Raw genomic sequence first — 17,752 nt, forward strand, 5'->3', positions numbered from 1 at the left:
TTCGCCTGGAACACCCTCGTCGACCAACCCTGGCGCATCATGTCCATCGGACTGCGTCAGTGGGCACATGGGTTTTGATCAATGCGCGTCGGTATCAGGCATCTTTTTACTTCGTTTAACGACCAATGTGCTGCCTCTGATGATACGTAGGCTCTGAACCAGAATGGCGAGAATGGAGGTTCGGGCACGCCGGCACCAAGTATCCGGCGGTGGAGTTGCTTGTTTTAAGGACGAGGTCCTTCGGGCGGTTATATCGAAGACGCGTACCTGGTCCGAGACGACTGGAATTTGGATCGAGAAAAGCGAGCAAGACAATGCCGCGTTCCTCCACCACTTTGTCGCTGTCAGATGCCAAACGGATGCTTGAAGCGGGCGAAGCCAAGGCCTCGAGCATTGGCATTGCCTACAATATCGCTGTCGTCGATGCCAGCGGCGCGCTTGTCGCGTTTACACGACAGGACGGCGCTCTGATCGGAAGCATCGATCTTGCCATCGGCAAAGCGATCACGGCGCGGCTTTTCGACAAGCGCACCTCGGACCTCGCGAAAATGGCGCAGCCAGGCGCGCCATTGTTCGGCATCGAACAGAGCAATGGTGGCAAGGTCGTAATCTTCGGCGGCGGCCTACCGGTGAAGGTCGACAACCAGATCATCGGTGCGGTGGGCACGAGCGCGGGCTCGGTCGAGCAAGACATCGCGGTCGCCGAGGCGGCTGCCGCAGCCATCAATCAGGGCGTGGACTCGTAGAAGGCCATGTTCGCGGCAACGACCGGTAACTCCACAGAGGGAAGGTGTTGGTATGGTCGAGCTAACCGTCAATGGAACCACGCACCAGGTAGACGTCGTGCCCGAGATGCCGTTGCTCTGGGTTTTGCGTGATGAGCTTGGCATCACGAGCCCCAAATACGGCTGTGGAATTGCTCAGTGCGGCGCCTGTACGGTGCAGATCGACGGAGCGGCTGTCCGTTCCTGCCAGGCCCGCATAGCCGATGTCGCCGGCAAGGCGATAACCACGATCGAAGGCATCGGCAACGGCAAGCTTCACCCTGTTCAGGAGGCCTGGATCGAACATCAGGTACCGCAGTGCGGTTACTGCCAGACGGGCCAGATCATCCAGGCGATCGCGCTGCTCGAATCCCATCCCACGCCGACCGACACGGACATCAACGAGGTCATGTCCGGCAATCTGTGCCGCTGCGGCACGTATGAACGCATCCGGGTCGCGATCCATACGGCTGCGGGAAAGATGGGAGGGAAGTGAGATGAGCTCCGTGCCAGTGCTTTCGCGCCGCGTCTTCGTTTTCGGCTCCACTGCCGTAGCGGGAGGCGTGGTTTTCGGGTCGTATGGTTGGGCCGCGGAGACGCCCGCCGCTCCCACCCCTAACCCGCTAACGGCAGGCCTCGGGCCGGATTCGGTTGCCTTCAATCCGTGGGTCGAGATCAGTCCGGACAGGATCACGCTCATTGCGCAGCATGCCGACATTGGACAGGGCGTCGGCTCCATACAGCCAGTGATGATCGCGGAGGAACTGGATCTGGAAATCGGCCAGTTCGAGGTCCGCTTTGCTGGGCCCAGCCCCGCCTACTTCAACACCGGATTCGCGCACGAGATCGCTCCCTTCATGGCGGCGGACCAGAGCCCCGAAGCCGAAAGGGGGCGCGCCGCCGCGCTGGAATGGCTGAGGCAATCCGGCCTGCAGATGACCGGGGGCTCCAGCGCGATCCCTGACACCTACGAAAAGCTGCGCCTCGCCGGCGCCGTTGCGCGGGAGACGCTGAAAGCGGCCGCGGCCAGGCGCAGCGGCATCGCGGTCGCCGATCTCCGCACCGAAGCCGGCCACGTGGTCCTGCCCGACGGAACCAGAATACCCTATGGCGCGCTCTCCGCCGAGGCGGCGAAGATACCGCCGGTCACCGATGTCAAGCTGCGCAACCCGGCAAACTGGCGGTTGATCGGCAAGCCGATGGAGCGGCTCGACATCCGCGCCAAGGTGACTGGCGAGCTGATTTTCGGCATCGACCGCAAGATGGAGGGGATGGTCTACGCGGCCGTCAAGCTCAATCCGAATAAGGGGCAGCCGATCACGTCATATGATGCAAGCAAAGCGCAGTCGATGCCGGGGGTCCAAAAAGTCCTCAAGATATCGAACGGCGTCGCCGTCATCGCGACCAACAGCTGGTACGCCATGCAGGCGGCCGAACGCATCGAATGCGTATGGGAACCATCTAAATACCCCGCCGACCAGGCCGGGCATTGGGACATCGTGCAATCTTCGTTCACCCCGGAATTCCTCGCCAAGCAGTGGCGCAACGACGGCGACATCGACGCCGGTCTGAACGGCGGAACACTCGTCGAGGCCGAGTACCGGGCGCCTTATGTCGGCCACCAGCCGCTGGAGCCCCTCAACGGCATCGGTATCGTGACCGACGACGGGATGGAGATCTGGGTCGGCCACCAGACACCGCAATCCGTGCAGGACATTGCCGCCAAGGCCATCGGCATGAAACCCGAACAGGTCACCTTCCACAATGAGTGGTCGGGTGGAAGTTTCGGACACCGCCTGGAATTCGAGAATGTCAGGGCACTTGCCGAGATCGCCAACCAGCTGCGCGGAACCCCGGTGAAGATCGTCTTCTCGCGCGAGCAGGACTTCCTGCAGGACATTCCGCGGCAAATCGCGATGGGCAGGTATCGGGGCAGCGTCAAGGACGGCAAGATCGTCGCCGCGGATGTTCAGGTGGCGGCAACGCCTCCCTTCAAGGAGCTTCTGGGCCGCATGGGCATGCCGCCGAAAGATCCCGATGGCCAATTGGCCGTGGGCATCTGGAATATGTACTACGACATCCCGAACTACCGGGCGGCCAGCTACGAGGTGCAGGGCGTGTCGCCCACCACCACCTGGCGTTCGGTCGGCGCTTCGGCAAACGGGTTCTTCACCGAGAGTTTCATCGACGAACTGATCCACGCCGCCGGGCTCGACCCGCTGCAGGCGCGCATCGACATGTGCAAGATTCCTGTCTACCGCACGCTCCTGAAAACGGTTGGCGAGATGGCCGGCTGGAAGGGGCCGCTTGGCAATGGAAAGGGCCGCGGCGTCGCCTTCGTCGAGGCCTTCGGCACGGGAGTTGCCGAAATCGTCGACGTGACCATGACGGATGCCGGCATCAGGATCGACAAGGTCTGGGTGGCCGCCGATGTCGGCAAGGTTGTCGATCCCGTCAATTTCGAGAACCAGGTTCAGGGCGGCGTCGTCTGGGGCCTTGGCCACGCCATGAACTGCGAACTCACCTATGCCAACGGGTCCGTTCAGCAGACCAACTACAACCACCATGAAGCGATGCGGATGTATCAGTGTCCGGTGATCGAAGTGCGTGGCCTGGAAAACGACTACGCGGTGCGGGGCATCGGCGAGCCGCCCGTGCCGCCGGCGGCGCCCGCACTCGCAAACGCCATCTTCGCTGCGACGGGCAAGCGCATCCGGGAGATGCCGTTCAACAAATTCATCGATTTCGTTTGAGGGGGAGGTCATGAGAACGACAACTCTGATCGCGCTCACTCTTGCCAGTTCATCAATCCTCGCTCTGACGGGCTTTGTCCTGGCCAAGGAAGACACGAAGGACGCGTTGCCGTTGGGCAGCGTCAGCCGGGCCGAGGGGCTGCAGGCCTGGAAGAGAATCGAGGCGGTGGTGACGCATCCACGCTGTGCCAATTGCCATGTCGACGCAAAGGCTGTGCCGATCTGGACGCCAGCCGGCGAAACGACGTCTCGCGCCCATGGCATGAATATTCATGGCGGACCGAGCCGGATCGGGACAGAAACGATGGTCTGTTCGACCTGTCACATGACGTCTACCCAGCCAAATCCCGCTGCGCCCGCGCCGCCGCATGCCGGAATTCCGTGGCAACTCGCGCCCGTCGATTTCCTTTGGTACGGGCAGACAGGCGCGGATATCTGCAGGCAGCTTAGAGACCCAGCCCGCAATGGCGGCCGCGATGCAGTCGGCTTGCTCGAACATCTCCGGCATGATGCGTCACTGGGTGGCTTCATCCCAAGGAGCTGGGAGCCCGGCGCCGGCCGGACGACTCCGCCGGGGACCTTCGAAGATCATGTCAAAGACATGGCGCTGTGGGGAGCTGCCGAGCAGCCCTGTCCGGGCTAAGGACGCATGTCGGTCGTGCTGTGTTGGCGATCAGCGCGGACGCTATGTCGATACGGAATCCATTGGAGACATCATCGTTGCTCCGCTGTTTCACATGGGGTCGGCAACTGACCTTTCACGGGTCGTTCTACGCTAGCGGACCGCCCACTGCACGCCGTCGAGGTCGCAACCTTATTGTCGAGGTACATAGCGATGATCAAGAAACATACCGGCCAATGCGCATGCGGCGCGGTGAAATTTGGGTTCGACATCGATCCGGACTTTGTTGCAGTCTGCCATTGCCTCGACTGCAAGAGGGCATCGGGCGGCGAAGCGGTGACACTTCTCGGCGTAGCTGAAGAAGATTTCACGCTCCTAAGCGGCCAGCCCAAAGCTTTTCACTACACTGCTCCTTCGGGAAAGGGGCTGGACCGGAATTTCTGTCCCGCATGCGGCGCACGCCTGTTCACCCGCAACGCGGAAAGCTATCCGGGCATGGTCTTCGTTACGATCGGCAGCCTCGACAATTCTGAAGGTATTAAGCCCGGGCTGGAAATGTTCACCAGTCGCCGGCTCGCCTGGGCCGTTCCGCTCGATGTGCCGCAATTCGACGCCATGCCGGGATGAAATCTGCCGCGTGGCCGATGCCATGGCCTCCGGACCGTTGGCCGGAGTCTTCAATCGACCGATCAACTCAGGAGGACCTCATGAGCAAGGGTAAAGTGCTTGTCGTCGGTTCGAATGCCACGCGGATCGAGATTCAGGGAGGCGGCACAGGACCAACCGGTCAATACCTCAACGAGACCGTCGTGCCTGCAATGGCCGTTGTCGATGAAGGCTACGACGTCGTGCTGGCCACGCCCGACGGCACCAAGCCGCATATCGACCCGGCATCGGACGTCGTGCAGCATTTTGATGGTGATGAAGCCGCCCTGCAGCGCGGGCGCGCCTTTTTCAATGACAATCCCGGAATGAAGAACGTCCGGACGCTGAGATCGGTGATCAACGACGGGCTCGACGGCTATGCGGGCGTCTTCGTCCCCGGCGGCCAGGCGCCGGTCGTGGATCTCATGCAAGACGCCGATCTCGGCGAGATCTTGCGCCACTTCCATGCGCACAAGAAACCCACCGCGTTCCTATGCCATGGGCCGATCGCTGCGCTCGCCGCGCTGCCGCATGCGAAAGAATATCGGGCCGCCTTGATCGCCGGCGACCTGCCCAGAGCGTCCGAACTTGCGAAGGATTGGCAATACGCCAGCTACAAGATGACGGTGTTCTCCGCCAGCGAGGAGAGGCCGATCGAGGAGCAGATCCTTCACGGCAAGCTGTATTTCAACATGCCCGATGCATTGCGCATGGCGGGCGGCGACGTCACCACCAACCCGGTCGACTTCGCCCCGCATGTCGTCGAGGATCGCGAGTTGATCACCGGCCAGAATCCGCGCTCCGACCACCCGATTGCGGTGAAGCTCATCGATGCGCTCAATCGCGCGGCGGCAGCCGCCTGAGTATTCAGCGGTGGCCATCGCAACGATGTCCAGGTTACCTCCAGAGTGTCGAGGCTTGAACGCGGCGGCCAGAGTCAAAACCTGCCGACAGCAGCGCCCTGTAAATGTAAGGACTTCGTCCATGTCATCACATGCCAAGATCACCGCAGTCCTGACCGCTCACCCCGGCAAGGCCGCTGACTTGCGAGCACTGCTTGTCGGAATGGCGCCGCTTTGCAGAGCCGAACCCGGCAACCTGCGCTGGGATGTCTGGCAGGATCGGGCACATGGCGAGCGCTACGTGCTCGACGAACTCTACCTGGACGGTGCCGCCGTCGAGGCGCATCGCAAGACGATGCATTATCAGAACTATTTGGCCAAGGTCCCCGAACTCGCCCAGCGATCGGCGTGGGTGTTGGAGGCGGTTGCGGTCAGGTGACAAGCCCGCGTCTCGCGTCCCCGGCTCCTGGTTGGGTGCGCGCATGCTTCTCGCGCCCTGGTTAGCTCCGTGGATAAGATAGGACGAAGAGGATGATAGCGGTCGTGCAAGCTTTCGATCGCGAGCGCATCGCGGAGCTGCCGACAGATGATGCGTTGGCGCTTGAAACGAAACTTACGACGGCGCACGCCCGAAATGACCGCAGAGAAGATGATCGTCTTCAAACGGTAGGACTGCTCGTCCCCGCGGGACCTCCCGACTAGGGAGTGGTCGGCTGACAGGACGTTTGGGCGGATCGCTGCGCGCCGATCGGGGCAATCCGCATAGCCACCCACGAATGGAGGCAGGGATGCTGGACAAGGCCTATCGCGGCCAATGCGCCGCCGTGAAAGTGCATTGCACGGACGAGGCGCAGAGGCGCAACCGTGGCCTCACACTGTTCGCCCTGGCGCTCGGCAGCTTCTGCATCGGGACATCCGAGTTTGCCAGCATGGGGATTCTCCAGCTGTTCTCGGCCAGCCTCGGCATCGATATCCCCACGGCGACGAATGCGATTGCGGCCTATGCCTTCGGCGTCGTGATCGGCGCTCCTCTCTTGACGTTGGTGGCGGCGCGGCTGAACCGGCGAACGCTTCTTCTGGGCCTGATGGGCCTGTTCATCCTTGGCAACGCCCTGTCGGCGGTTGCCACCGATCTCGGCATGTTCGCCCTGGCGCGCTTCGTCAGCGGCCTGCCGCAAGGGGCCTATTTCGGCGCAGGCGCCGTTGTGGCGTCCTACATCGTCGGCCCCGGTCATGCGGGAAAGGCGTTCGCGCTGGTCATGACCGGGCTGACGGTCGCGACGATCATCGGCTCGCCGCTGGCGACCTTCCTCGGCCAGACCGTGGGATGGCGTAACACCTATTTCACCGTCGCCGGGGTCGCCGTGCTGGCCTTCCTTGCCTTGTGGATCTGGGTGCCTCGAACCGAAGCGCTGCACGGCGGGCCCGTGGTGCAGGAGCTTGCCTCGCTGCGCAAGCCGGCCGTTTGGGTCACGATGCTCGTCGCGGCGTTCGGCGTTGCCAGCATCTTCGCCGTGTACACCTTCATCGGCCCCTTCGTCACCGATGTGGCAACGCTCAATCAAGCCTGGATTCCGCTCGCGCTCGCGCTGTTCGGCCTTGGCATGACCGCGGGTAACCTGATCGGCGGAAGGCTGGCGGACATCTATCCCGCGCGAGGATTGGTCGTGGGCTTCGGCAGCGCTCTGATCGTGCTTGCGGTGCTGGCTGCTGGAGGCGGCCAAGTGTGGATACTGATGCCTGCGCTGTTCGGCGTTGGCGCGACGATGATGGTCGCGATCCCCACAATTCAGGTGCGCCTGACGGGTTTCGCTCCAGAGGCGCCCACGCTGATGGGCGCCATGAACCTCGCGGCGCTCAACGTTGCCAATGCCATCGGCGCCTGGGCGGGCAGTGTGACGATTGCGGCCGGCTACGGCCTGCTGTCCGCCGTATGGGCGGGCTTCGGGCTGACGCTCTTGGGTCTTCTCGTCTTCGCGCTCACCTTGCCGAAGGCGCCTCGGCTCGCGCCGGCATGATTGCGGTCAAGCTCCTCATCTGGTCGGATGGTGGCGCGTACGAGAGGTGGCATAGGCCCGATACGGAGGTCCCCCCATGGCAATCGGCGACGCTCGGCGAGAGCAGATTTTTCCGACACTGTCCGCCCTTCAGATCGCGACGGCGCGTCGCTTCGCGAGCGGTGCACCGCGCCGCTTCGGCCCTCGTGACATCGTCTATGAGATCGGCGCCCGCAACGCCCCCTCCTGGCTGATCCTCAAGGGCTCGGCTGACGCGATCCGGCGCAGCGCAGCCGGCCAGTCGTCGGTGGTCACCACCTATGGTCCCGGCCAGTTCACCGGCGAGACCAATCAGCTCTCGGGTCGCCCGTCCCTCATGTCGGTCGTGGCGGGGGACACTGGCGCGGTCGCGATACCCTTTGATGCGCCGCATCTCCGTGCGCTTGTCATCGGATCGGCGGATGTCGGCGAAGCAATCATGCGCGCCTTCATCCTCCGGCGCGTCATGCTGATCGAGGAGGGGCAGACCGGCGGCGCAGGGTCGATCCTGGTTGGACGCTGGGATGATCCGGATATTATCCGGTTGTCGGGATTTCTCACCCGCAACGGCTACCCCCACACCGTCATTGCCGCATGCGAGGCAGAGGGGCGCGAACTGGTCGAACGGCTCGGCGTCGATCCCGAAGATCTGCCGCTGATGATCTGCCCGAACGGCACAGTGCTCAGAAGCCCGAGCAACGCGGATGCCGCGTCCTGTCTCGGCATCACACCGGATCTCGACGCGGACAAGGTCTATGACGTGGCGGTCATCGGGGCCGGCCCGGCTGGGCTTGCCACTGCCGTCTATGGCGCATCCGAAGGCTTGTCCGTCCTGGTGCTGGACAGCCGCGCCTTTGGCGGCCAGGCCGGCGCATCCGCCCGGATCGAAAACTATCTCGGCTTTCCGACGGGCATCTCCGGGCAGGCCCTCGCGGGCCGGGCCTTCAATCAGGCGGCGAAATTTGGCGCCGAGCTCGCCATTCCGCTGACCGTCGGATTGCTTCGCTGTCACGGCGAGGATGCGGAAGCCCCATTCAGCCTTGAGCTCAGCAACGGCGGCACGGCGCGTTCGCGCACCATCGTGATCGCTTCGGGAGCGCGCTACCGGCAGCCCGCCATCTCCAACATTGAAGAGCTGGAGGGGGCCGGCGTGTCCTACTGGGCATCCCCCGTCGAGGCACGACTTTGTGCCGGCCAGGAGGTTGTCCTGGTAGGTGGAGGAAACTCGGCGGGCCAAGCGGTCGCCTATCTCGCACCGCAGGTCAGGCATCTGCACCTGATGGTGCGCCGCCCCCTCGAGCAGACCATGTCCCGGTACCTGATCGATCGGATCGCGGCGTTGCCCAACGTCGAACTGCATGTGGGCAGCGAGATTGCCGATTTGCACGGCGACCGGGCGACAGGCCTGACCGGGGTGACGTTCCGGGACAGCCGGACTGGTGCGATTCGGGAGTGTACGTCGCGCCATCTCTTCCTGTTCATCGGTGCCGATCCCAATACGCACTGGCTCGACGGGTGTGTGGCGCTCGATGGAACGGGTTTCGTCCTTACAGGGGAGCGCGCTGGCGACGGCGACCGACTGCCGCTCGAAACCAGTTGCCCAGGCGTCTTTGCCGTCGGAGACGTTCGTGCCGGCTCGACCAAGCGGGTCGCCGCCGCGGTCGGCGAAGGTGCCGCCGTCATCGCACAGATTCATTCCGTCCTGACACGGAACGTCGGTCGCGCATTGAATTCAATGCGGCAAGCATGATGGAATGGCCGGTCAGGAGGTTGTCGGTCTCGATCGAGTAGGTAAATTTGGGCGCGTTCGTCTTTGCGAGGAGGATGCCGCCAGCTGCCTTCAGCCTGGCGACCGCGGTAGCGTCGACATCGCGAACGCGTCTCTTGAAGATCGAGCCGCTCGCCCTATGGCCCGAACCGCTGCGGCAAGGATTCCTGAACATCGTCGACAGCCCGTACGCCGACTGGAACCAGGGCCTTGGGATGATGTCTGGACCCTATTTCAGGACGCCATGGTGGACCGGCCGTTCGGCGACCTGGGCGCGCGGCGCCAAGAGCGATGGGCGGCGCTGGGCCCCACCTGGTCGGTAAATTTCGACAACACCTATGTCGCCACTCTCCTGGTGAAGCACTTCATCGCCGCCCTCCAAATCGCCTTCGAAAGCCACGCCGGGCGTGATCTCGGGATCGCGCCCAGCCACACCACGATCGACATCGCGATGAGCGATGACGCCGAAGAAACCGCGGTTGGATCGGGAGGCCGCTGATGGCCCAAGTACATCGGCTCGGGGACGATCCGCTCATAGGCGCGAGCAAACTCCAGCCGTAGGTAATTGAAGATCGCCCTGCCCCTCGTCGATCCTAACGCCGTTGGACGCCATGATCCGGCAGATCGCCCGCACGTCGCCTTGCAAGCGCGAGAAGTTGGCCTCCTGTTCGATAGGCGCGTAGCTCGGCTTTGCCGTCATTTCGGTCGTTCATCGCCCCTGAGAGTGAGATCGTCGCGCTTCGTCAGTCCGTAGATCGTCGACAGGTATGGGCAATCTCTACGCGATGATGAAGACCCAGGCGGAGGCGGCGCGGATGATCCGCGTCATGACCGATCGCTAATGTGATTTTCGAGCTGTTGAACTGCGAAACTTGGCGGGGCTCCGACAAGCGGCCATTCCCAAGTTCGCCTTTGGGTCAGTCTCGGCATCGGACATTCATCGGCGATATGTCCGCTTCTCGCTTAGAGCCCCCAATAGCGGACAGTCTGCCATCGGCCCCAAATCGGCCATTCATCGTCCCCGCAGCTAACGTCGGCTTCTGGCGCATCCTGCAGATTTGAGGATGCCTCGCCGAGGGCCCCGAACAGCTGCCCCGCGTTCCGCAAGCTCACGACTTTACAGCATGACCCTGCAGGTTCAGGTGGTACCGGGTGTATCGGCGCTCACCGGATCGCGCCAGGGCGCCTTTCTCGACCAGATCGTGCAGGTCGCGCGTGGCGGTGGGGCGTGAGATGCCGGTGATGGCGAGGTAGTTCTCCGCGCTCAGACCGCCCGTGAAGCCGCCAGGGCCCTCACGGAAGAGACGGGCGATCACCTTTTCCTGCCGTTCGTTCAGCTTGTCGCGGAAGCGATCGTAGAAATGCGCCTTGGCGATGTGGAAGGCGACGCGGCCGAGCGTCGTCTGCTGGGCCGCGATGATCGTTTGCGCGAAATAGACCAGCCAGTCCGTGACATCGAGCGTCCGCTGATGGATCTCGAGCTGGTCGTAATAGGCCTTGCGATGCTGCTCGATGGTATGGGCGAGCGCGATCAGCGTCGGTTGCCCGATGTTCTGCGCGAGGGATTTTTCCGAGAGGGTTCGCCCGATACGGCCATTTCCGTCCTCGAAGGGATGGATGCTCTCGAAATAAAGATGCCCGATCCCGGCCCGGGTAAGTGCCGGCAATGGCGTGTCCCCGTTCGGGGCCGAGCCATTGAACCAGGTGAGATAGGCGGCCATCTCGTCCGGAACCCGAGAGGATGGCGGCGCCTCGAAATGCACGGTGGGCCGATCCTGGCGGCCGGACACGATCTGCATCGCGTCTTCATGGCGACGGTAGCCGCCGATCGTTTCCAGATGCCGGCTGTCCGCCATCAGCATGCGGTGCCAGCGGAACAGCGTATCGGCGTCGAGGGGATCCGCCCAGCTCCGGTAGAGATCGACCATCATCTCCGCGATGCCCCGCTCCTTCGGCTTCACGTTGCGATTGTCGGTGTCGAGGCCGAGCTGACGGCGCAGGGAGGATTGCACGCTCAGGCGGTCCAACGTCTCCCCTTCGATCGCGCTGGTCTTGACGGCCTCGTCACTGAGGAGTTCGATCCGCAGCAGGTCCCGCTCGTCATCGCTCACATGCCGGACCGCACCGATCACCTCGCCGGTGAGCAGCAGGAACCGCCGCTCCAGCGGTTCGAGGGCAACCGGATCATAGGCAAAATGCGGCCAGCCGTGCTGCGTCCAGCTCCACACCATGAGCGATAGAATTCCTCTCTATAGCTCACATAATAGCGAATGTATGATTGATAGATAGCCGTCCTATCGCTCACGGCAGCGCGAAGGAGACTGAGAGCGTGATGCCGGGTCGATAACGTGACGCGCGCGACCAAGGGGTGAAAGGTCCACCTGCTGCCGAACGATACCCATTGTGCGCTACGATCGAATGGGGATCAGGGATGGCACATGGGATTCGGCGTCTTCATTCACCGCTCAGACTCGATTTATGACGACAGCCCGGCTGAGCGGTATCAGTTCCCGCGCCCATATCTGGGACGCGTCGAGGCCTGCGTCGGCGACTGGATCGTCTATTACGAACCCAGGAAAGTGGCGGAGACCCGCGGCTATTTCGCGATCGCCAGGGTCCAGCGCGTCGTTCCCGATCCCACCGCTCCAGGCATGTATCTCGCCCTCATCGAACCGGGCAGCTATATGGATTTTGCCAGCCCGGTGCCGTTCACCGATGCGGATGGCGTGGTCGAACGCGGTGTGCTGAACGCGGACGGGCGCATTTCAGGGCGTGCACAAGCCGCCGTGCGTCCACTCTCGCGGGACGATTTCAACCGGATCGTCACTCTCGGGCTGAATGACAGCGAGCCGCTGCTGCCCCGCGTCGACGAGGGTGCGTCCCTCGCAGGCTTTGAAGAAGAACAGGCGCCATTCGTGTTCGAGCAGCCCCGCGAGCGCGTCGACACTCTGTCCTCTCGCATCGTCCGCGACCGCATCTTCCGGCGCGTCGTGCTGCGCGCCTATGACGAGCGCTGCGCCATCAGCGGGCTCAAGCTGATCAATGGCGGCGGGCGCGCCGAGGTGGCGGCCGCGCATATCCGCCCGGTGGACGCGAACGGCCCCGACATCGTCAGCAATGGGCTGGCACTGTCGGGCACGGCCCACTGGATGTTCGATCGCGGGCTGATCAGCCTCTCGGATGATCTGGACATCCTCATTTCCCGGCAGACCAACGATCCCGACGGTGTGCGCGCCTTCATCAACAAAGACGGCCGCGCCATCGCGCCCCGCAGGCTGATCGAGCGGCCCCATCCCCATTTCCTGCGTTGGCACAGGGAGAATTGTTTCAAGCCGTGAAGCGGAGGCTCCCTATGAAGCTTCCGATCACTGAACAGCAGTTCCGCCGTTCGCCTGTCATTGCACGCCACGCTGCGATGCGGAGGGAATCGTGTTGAACCGGCCCAATATCCGGCTCTTTTAATCATCCCCGACCGGGATGAGATCGTCTGTTCCCCGGCATCGTCGGGGGGCAGATGGCGGCATCACAACATCATCAGGGTTTTGCCCGCGGCGCGCGGATGCTGCGCACGGCGCTGGGTCCGGCGATCGCCCGGCATCTGGAAGACCCGGCCATCGTCGAGGTGATGCTGAACCCGGACGGGCGGCTGTGGATCGACCGGCTCTCGGAGGGACTGTCCGACACGGGTGAGCGGCTCTCGCCCGCTGACGGCGAGCGCATTGTTCGGCTCGTCGCGCACCATGTCGGCGCCGAGGTTCACGCTGGCACCCCGCGCGTTTCAGCCGAACTGCCCGAGACGGGAGAACGGTTCGAGGGCTTGCTGCCGCCGGTCGTGGCGGCCCCGACTTTCGCCATCCGCAAGCCCGCCGTCGCGGTCTTCACGCTCGAGGACTATGTCCGCGCCGGGATCATGTCCGCCGCACAGGCAGGCGCTTTGCGCCAGGGTGTCGCCTCACGCGCCAACATCCTGGTGGCCGGCGGCACCTCGACGGGCAAGACGACGCTGACCAATGCGCTGCTCGCCGAGGTCGCGAAGACCTCCGATCGCGTCGTCCTCATCGAGGATACACGCGAGCTGCAATGCGCGGCGCCGAACCTCGTTGCCCTGCGCACCAAGGATGGAGCCGCTTCGCTCTCCGACCTTGTTCGCTCCGCGCTCCGCGCTGCGGCTGCGTCCCGACCGCATCCCCATTGGCGAGGTGCGCGGCGCGGAGGCGCTCGACCTGCTCAAGGCATGGGGCACCGGCCATCCCGGCGGCATCGGCACCATCCATGCCGGCAGCGCCATCGGCGCCCTGCGCCGGATGGAGCAGCTCATCCAGGAAGCCGTCGTCACCGTCCCGCGCCCGCTGATCGCCGAGACCATCAATCTCGTGGCCGTGCTCGCGGGGCGCGGCTCATCCCGCCGGCTCACCGAACTCGCCCAGGTCGAGGGCCTCGGCCCCGATGGCGATTACCGCGTCACCCCTATTCTCACCGGAGATCCCTGATGATCCGATCGGCTCGTTCTCATCGCCTCGCCGGCCTGCTCGCCGCGGCCACCAGCCTCAACCTCATCGCCGCGGTCCACGCGCAGGCGGCCGGTTCCTCCATGCCGTGGGAGGCGCCGCTCGAATCCATCCTTCAATCGATCGAGGGGCCGGTCGCCAAGATCATCGCCGTCATCGTCATCATCTCGACGGGCCTTGCGCTGGCCTTTGGCGACACGTCGGGTGGCTTCCGGCGCCTCATCCAGATCGTGTTCGGCCTGTCGATCGCCTTTGCCGCCTCGAGCTTCTTCCTGTCGTTCTTTTCCTTCGGCGGTGGGGCGCTGGTGTGATGGCGGAGCCGATTGAGGTCCCCAGCTTCAGCGTGCCGCTCCACCGGGCGCTGACCGAGCCGATCCTGCTCGGTGGTGCGCCGCGCGCTATCGCCATCGTCAATGGCACGCTCGCCGGCGCCGTGGGCCTCGGCCTGCGCCTCTGGCTGGTCGGCCTCGCCATCGGGGTGATTGGCCATGTTGTGGCGGTGTGGGCAGCGAAGCGCGACCCGCTTTTCGTCGAGGTGGTGCGTCGGCATCTGCGCATCCCGACGCACCTCTCGGTCTGAGCGGGGTGCCGTGATGATGAACCTCACTGAGTATCGCAGCCGCAACCGCCGCCTTGCCGATTTCCTGCCTTGGGCGGCCCTGGTCGCGCCCGGCATTGTGGTGAACAAGGACGGCTCGTTTCAGCGGACGGCGCGTTTTCGTGGGCCGGACCTCGACAGCGCCGTTCCCGCCGAGCTCGTCGCGGTCGCCGGGCGGCTAAACAACGCCTTCCGCCGCCTCGGCTCGGGATGGGCCATCTTTGTGGAGGCGCAGCGCCATGCCGCCGCAACCTACCCGGCGAGCGTCTTTCCCGATGCCGCTTCCGCTTTGGTGGACGCCGAGCGGCGGGCCGATTTCGAAGAGGCCCGCAGCCATTTCGAGTCGAGCTATTTTCTGACCTTCACCTTCCTCCCTCCGGCCGAGGACGCCACGCGCACCGAAGGCTGGCTCTATGAGGGCCGCGATCAGGCGGGGCTTGATCCCCATGAGACATTGCGCGGATTTGCCGATCGAACTGATCGGCTCCTCAACCTCATCGACGCCTTCATGCCGGAATGCCACTGGCTCGATGACGGCGAGACGCTGACCTACCTGCATGGCTGCGTCTCGACGCATCGGCACCGTGTCCGCGTGCCGGAGACGCCGATCTATCTCGACGCGCTTCTCGCCGATCAACCGCTCACCGGCGGGCTGGATCCGCGCCTCGGCGACCAGCATCTGCGGGTGCTGACCATCACCGGCTTTCCCACGGTGACGACGCCCGGCCTACTCGATGAGCTGAACCGGCTGGCCTTTCCCTATCGCTGGTCGACCCGGGCGATCCTGCTCGACAAGACGGATGCGGTCCGGCTGCTCACCAGGATCCGCCGCCAATGGTTCGCCAAGCGCAAATCCATCGCGGCGATCCTGAAGGAGGTGATGACCAACGAGCAATCCGTCCTCGTGGATTCCGATGCCGCGAACAAGGCTGAAGATGCCGACCTCGCGCTGCAGGAGCTCGGCGCGGATCACGCCGGCATCGCCTATGTCACCGCGACTGTGACGGTCTGGGATGCCGATCCGCGCATCGCCGACGAGAAGCTGCGACGGGTCGAGAAGGTCATCCAGGGCCGCGACTTCACGGTGATGACGGAGACCATCAACTCCGTCGATGCCTGGCTCGGCAGCTTGCCCGGCCAGACTTACGCCAATGTCCGCCAACCGCCGATCTCGACGCTCAATCTCGCCCACATGATCCCGCTCTCGGCGGTATGGGCCGGCGAGAGCCGCGACGTGCATTTTGATGCGCCGCCGCTGCTATTCGGCAAGACCGAGGGCTCGACCCCGTTCCGCTTCTGCCTCCATGTCGGCGATGTCGGCCACACCCTCGTCGTGGGCCCGACCGGAGCGGGCAAATCCGTGCTGCTGGCGCTGATGGCGCTGCAGTTCCGGCGCTACGCGGGCGCGCAGGTCGTCGCCTTCGACTTCGGCGGTTCGATCCGCGCTGCGGCGCTGGCTTGTGGAGCGGACTGGCACGATCTCGGTGGCGGGCTTAGCGAGGGGAGCGCGGAGAGCGTTTCGCTCCAGCCGCTGGCGCGCATTGATGCGGCTGCCGAGCGCGCCTGGGCCGCCGACTGGCTCAATGCCATCCTCACCCGCGAAGGCGTCCATATCACGCCGCAGGTGAAGGAGCACATCTGGACGGCATTGACGTCGCTCGCCTCGGCGCCGGTCGAGGAGCGCACGCTGACCGGCCTCTGTGTCCTCCTGCCGTCCAACGACCTGAAGCAGGCGCTACGTCCCTATTGTCTGGGTGGCGCCTGGGGCCGGCTGCTGGATGCGGAGAGCGAGCATCTGGGCGCGGCCAGCGTCCAGGCCTTCGAGACCGAGGGATTGATTGGCACGGAGGCCGCGCCGGCGGTTCTGGCCTATCTGTTCCACCGGATCGAGGGCCGGCTCGATGGATCACCGACCCTGATCATCATCGATGAAGGCTGGCTGGCGCTGGATGACGAGGCCTTCGCCGGCCAGTTGCGGGAATGGCTGAAGACGCTGCGCAAGAAGAACGCCTCCGTCATCTTCGCCACGCAGTCGCTCTCCGACATTGATGGCAGCGCCATTGCCCCGGCGATCATCGAGAGCTGCCCGACACGCCTTCTGCTCCCCAATGAGCGGGCCATCGAGCCGCAGATCACCGCCATCTATCGCCGCTTCGGCCTGAACGACCGGCAGATCGAGATCCTCGCGCGGGCGACCCCGAAGCGCGACTATTACTGCCAGTCGCGGCGCGGCAACCGGCTGTTCGAGCTCGGCCTGTCCGACGTGGCGCTGGCGTTGTGCGCTGCGTCCTCGAAGACGGACCAGCAGGCCATCGGCAGGATCTTCGCCGCTCATGGCCGCGACGGCTTCCTTGCGGCCTGGCTGCGTCATCGCGGCCTCGGCTGGGCCGCCGACCTCCTTCCCAACCTCACCATCGTCACACCCAGCACCGAGGAGGCCCGTCAATGAGGGTACGCCCTGCGCAAGCCTGCCGAGCGGCGTGTCTGGCTCTCGGACTCACTGCGTCCGTCGTCTCTACGCCTCTCATCACGCCGGCGGCGGCCTTGGACATCGTCCATGACCCCTGGAACTACACGCAGAACATATTGGCGGCGGCGCGCGCCCTGGAGCAGATCAACCATCAGATCACCTCGCTGCAGAACGAAGCGCAGATGCTGATCAACCAGGCGCGCAATCTCGCCAGCCTGCCGCACTCCTCGCTGCAGCAGATCCAGCAATCGGTGCAGCGCACCCAGCAGCTGCTGGGACAGGCGCAAAGCCTCGCCTTCGATGTCAGTGAGATCGATCAGGCCTTCCAGCAGCGCTATGGCAATATCCCCCTCTCGGTCTCTGATGCCGATCTCGTCGCCGGAGCGCGCTCGCGCTGGCAGACCACGGTCGGTGGGCTGCAGGATGCGCTGCGCGTGCAGGCCGGCGTCGTTGGCAATGTCGACGCCAACAAGGCCGAGATGGCGACGCTTGTCGGCCAAAGCCAGGGCGCCATGGGCGCGCTTCAGGCCACGCAGGCCGGCAACCAGCTGCTCGCTTTGCAGTCGCAGCAGCTCTCCGACCTGATCGCAGTGATGTCCGCCAATGGGCGCGCTGCGGCGCTGTCCGAGGCGGAACGCGCGACCGCCGCCGAGCAGGGCCGTGAGCAGCGCCGGCGCTTCCTCACCCCGGGCGCCGGCTATCAGGCCGGCAATGCCCGCATGTTCACCAATTGACGGGAGGCGAAC

General features: G+C 64.3%; 17 protein-coding genes and 1 pseudogene. 16 read left to right on the forward strand and 2 right to left on the reverse strand.

Annotated elements, in window-relative coordinates:
• Positions 1 to 314: 314 nt before the first annotated feature.
• The 9 genes from QOZ99_RS16210 to QOZ99_RS16250 all read left to right on the forward strand — a co-directional run bounded on the left by QOZ99_RS16210 (position 315) and on the right by QOZ99_RS16250 (position 9,412).
• Positions 315 to 746, forward strand: coding sequence for a GlcG/HbpS family heme-binding protein (locus QOZ99_RS16210; RefSeq protein WP_306891041.1), 432 nt, complete (start codon positions 315 to 317; stop codon positions 744 to 746).
• A 52-nt stretch (positions 747 to 798) separates the two neighbouring features.
• The gene (locus tag QOZ99_RS16215) at positions 799 to 1,260 is read left to right on the forward strand and encodes a (2Fe-2S)-binding protein (protein WP_306891042.1); all 462 of its coding nucleotides are present in this window, start codon (positions 799 to 801) and stop codon (positions 1,258 to 1,260) included.
• Position 1,261: 1 nt separating this feature from the next.
• Positions 1,262 to 3,517: a xanthine dehydrogenase family protein molybdopterin-binding subunit gene (locus QOZ99_RS16220; RefSeq protein WP_306891043.1), complete on the forward strand. Its 2,256-nt coding sequence runs from the start codon at positions 1,262 to 1,264 to the stop codon at positions 3,515 to 3,517.
• Between the two features lie 10 nt (positions 3,518 to 3,527).
• Positions 3,528 to 4,160 (forward strand): hypothetical protein, encoded by a 633-nt coding sequence (locus QOZ99_RS16225; RefSeq protein ID WP_306891044.1) that lies wholly within the window; start codon positions 3,528 to 3,530, stop codon positions 4,158 to 4,160.
• Between the two features lie 192 nt (positions 4,161 to 4,352).
• On the forward strand, positions 4,353 to 4,766 hold the full coding sequence (locus tag QOZ99_RS16230) for a GFA family protein (protein WP_306891045.1): 414 nt from the start codon (positions 4,353 to 4,355) through the stop codon (positions 4,764 to 4,766).
• 80 nt (positions 4,767 to 4,846) lie between these two features.
• Positions 4,847 to 5,647, forward strand: coding sequence for a type 1 glutamine amidotransferase domain-containing protein (locus tag QOZ99_RS16235; RefSeq protein WP_306891046.1), 801 nt, complete (start codon positions 4,847 to 4,849; stop codon positions 5,645 to 5,647).
• Between the two features lie 121 nt (positions 5,648 to 5,768).
• Positions 5,769 to 6,065: a putative quinol monooxygenase gene (locus tag QOZ99_RS16240; RefSeq protein ID WP_306891047.1), complete on the forward strand. Its 297-nt coding sequence runs from the start codon at positions 5,769 to 5,771 to the stop codon at positions 6,063 to 6,065.
• Positions 6,066 to 6,414: 349 nt separating this feature from the next.
• The gene (locus QOZ99_RS16245; RefSeq protein ID WP_306891048.1) at positions 6,415 to 7,644 is read left to right on the forward strand and encodes an MFS transporter; all 1,230 of its coding nucleotides are present in this window, start codon (positions 6,415 to 6,417) and stop codon (positions 7,642 to 7,644) included.
• A gap of 76 nt (positions 7,645 to 7,720) precedes the next feature.
• The gene (locus QOZ99_RS16250; protein ID WP_306891049.1) at positions 7,721 to 9,412 is read left to right on the forward strand and encodes an FAD-dependent oxidoreductase; all 1,692 of its coding nucleotides are present in this window, start codon (positions 7,721 to 7,723) and stop codon (positions 9,410 to 9,412) included.
• Here the strand turns inward: QOZ99_RS16250 and QOZ99_RS16255 are convergent.
• Positions 9,342 to 9,605 (reverse strand): amidase family protein, encoded by a 264-nt coding sequence (locus tag QOZ99_RS16255; protein WP_306891051.1) that lies wholly within the window; start codon positions 9,603 to 9,605, stop codon positions 9,342 to 9,344. The genes QOZ99_RS16250 and QOZ99_RS16255 overlap by 71 nt on opposite strands.
• A 69-nt stretch (positions 9,606 to 9,674) precedes the next feature.
• Between QOZ99_RS16255 and QOZ99_RS16260 the strand changes: the two genes are divergently transcribed.
• Positions 9,675 to 9,929 (forward strand): hypothetical protein, encoded by a 255-nt coding sequence (locus QOZ99_RS16260; protein ID WP_306891052.1) that lies wholly within the window; start codon positions 9,675 to 9,677, stop codon positions 9,927 to 9,929.
• A gap of 610 nt (positions 9,930 to 10,539) precedes the next feature.
• Here the strand turns inward: QOZ99_RS16260 and QOZ99_RS16265 are convergent.
• A complete protein-coding gene (locus QOZ99_RS16265; RefSeq protein WP_306891053.1) occupies positions 10,540 to 11,661 on the reverse strand; it encodes a Fic family protein in 1,122 nt (373 codons plus the stop codon).
• 207 nt (positions 11,662 to 11,868) lie between these two features.
• On the opposite strand from QOZ99_RS16265, the gene QOZ99_RS16270 reads away from it, so the two are divergent.
• From QOZ99_RS16270 to trbJ, 6 genes and pseudogenes are all read left to right on the forward strand, one after another.
• Complete coding sequence (locus QOZ99_RS16270) at positions 11,869 to 12,768, forward strand: HNH endonuclease (protein WP_306891054.1); 900 nt, start codon at positions 11,869 to 11,871, stop codon at positions 12,766 to 12,768.
• A 176-nt stretch (positions 12,769 to 12,944) separates the two neighbouring features.
• A pseudogene (gene trbB / locus QOZ99_RS16275) lies at positions 12,945 to 13,920 on the forward strand (P-type conjugative transfer ATPase TrbB).
• Positions 13,920 to 14,249 carry a TrbC/VirB2 family type IV secretion system protein gene (locus QOZ99_RS16280; RefSeq protein ID WP_306891055.1) on the forward strand — a complete coding sequence of 110 codons (330 nt, stop codon included), beginning with the start codon at positions 13,920 to 13,922 and terminating at the stop codon, positions 14,247 to 14,249. Before trbB ends, QOZ99_RS16280 begins: the two are co-directional and overlap by 1 nt.
• Positions 14,249 to 14,518: a VirB3 family type IV secretion system protein gene (locus tag QOZ99_RS16285; protein WP_306891056.1), complete on the forward strand. Its 270-nt coding sequence runs from the start codon at positions 14,249 to 14,251 to the stop codon at positions 14,516 to 14,518. The genes QOZ99_RS16280 and QOZ99_RS16285 overlap by 1 nt, the downstream gene beginning before the upstream one ends.
• Before the next feature lie 13 nt (positions 14,519 to 14,531).
• Complete coding sequence (trbE, locus tag QOZ99_RS16290; RefSeq protein WP_306891057.1) at positions 14,532 to 16,985, forward strand: conjugal transfer protein TrbE; 2,454 nt, start codon at positions 14,532 to 14,534, stop codon at positions 16,983 to 16,985.
• Entirely contained in the window at positions 16,982 to 17,740 is a 759-nt protein-coding gene (trbJ, locus tag QOZ99_RS16295; protein WP_306891058.1) for a P-type conjugative transfer protein TrbJ, read from the forward strand. The genes trbE and trbJ overlap by 4 nt, the downstream gene beginning before the upstream one ends.
• Positions 17,741 to 17,752 lie beyond the last annotated feature (12 nt).

This window comes from Ancylobacter amanitiformis, assembly GCF_030814815.1.
Taxonomy (GTDB): Bacteria; Pseudomonadota; Alphaproteobacteria; order Rhizobiales; family Xanthobacteraceae; genus Ancylobacter; species Ancylobacter amanitiformis.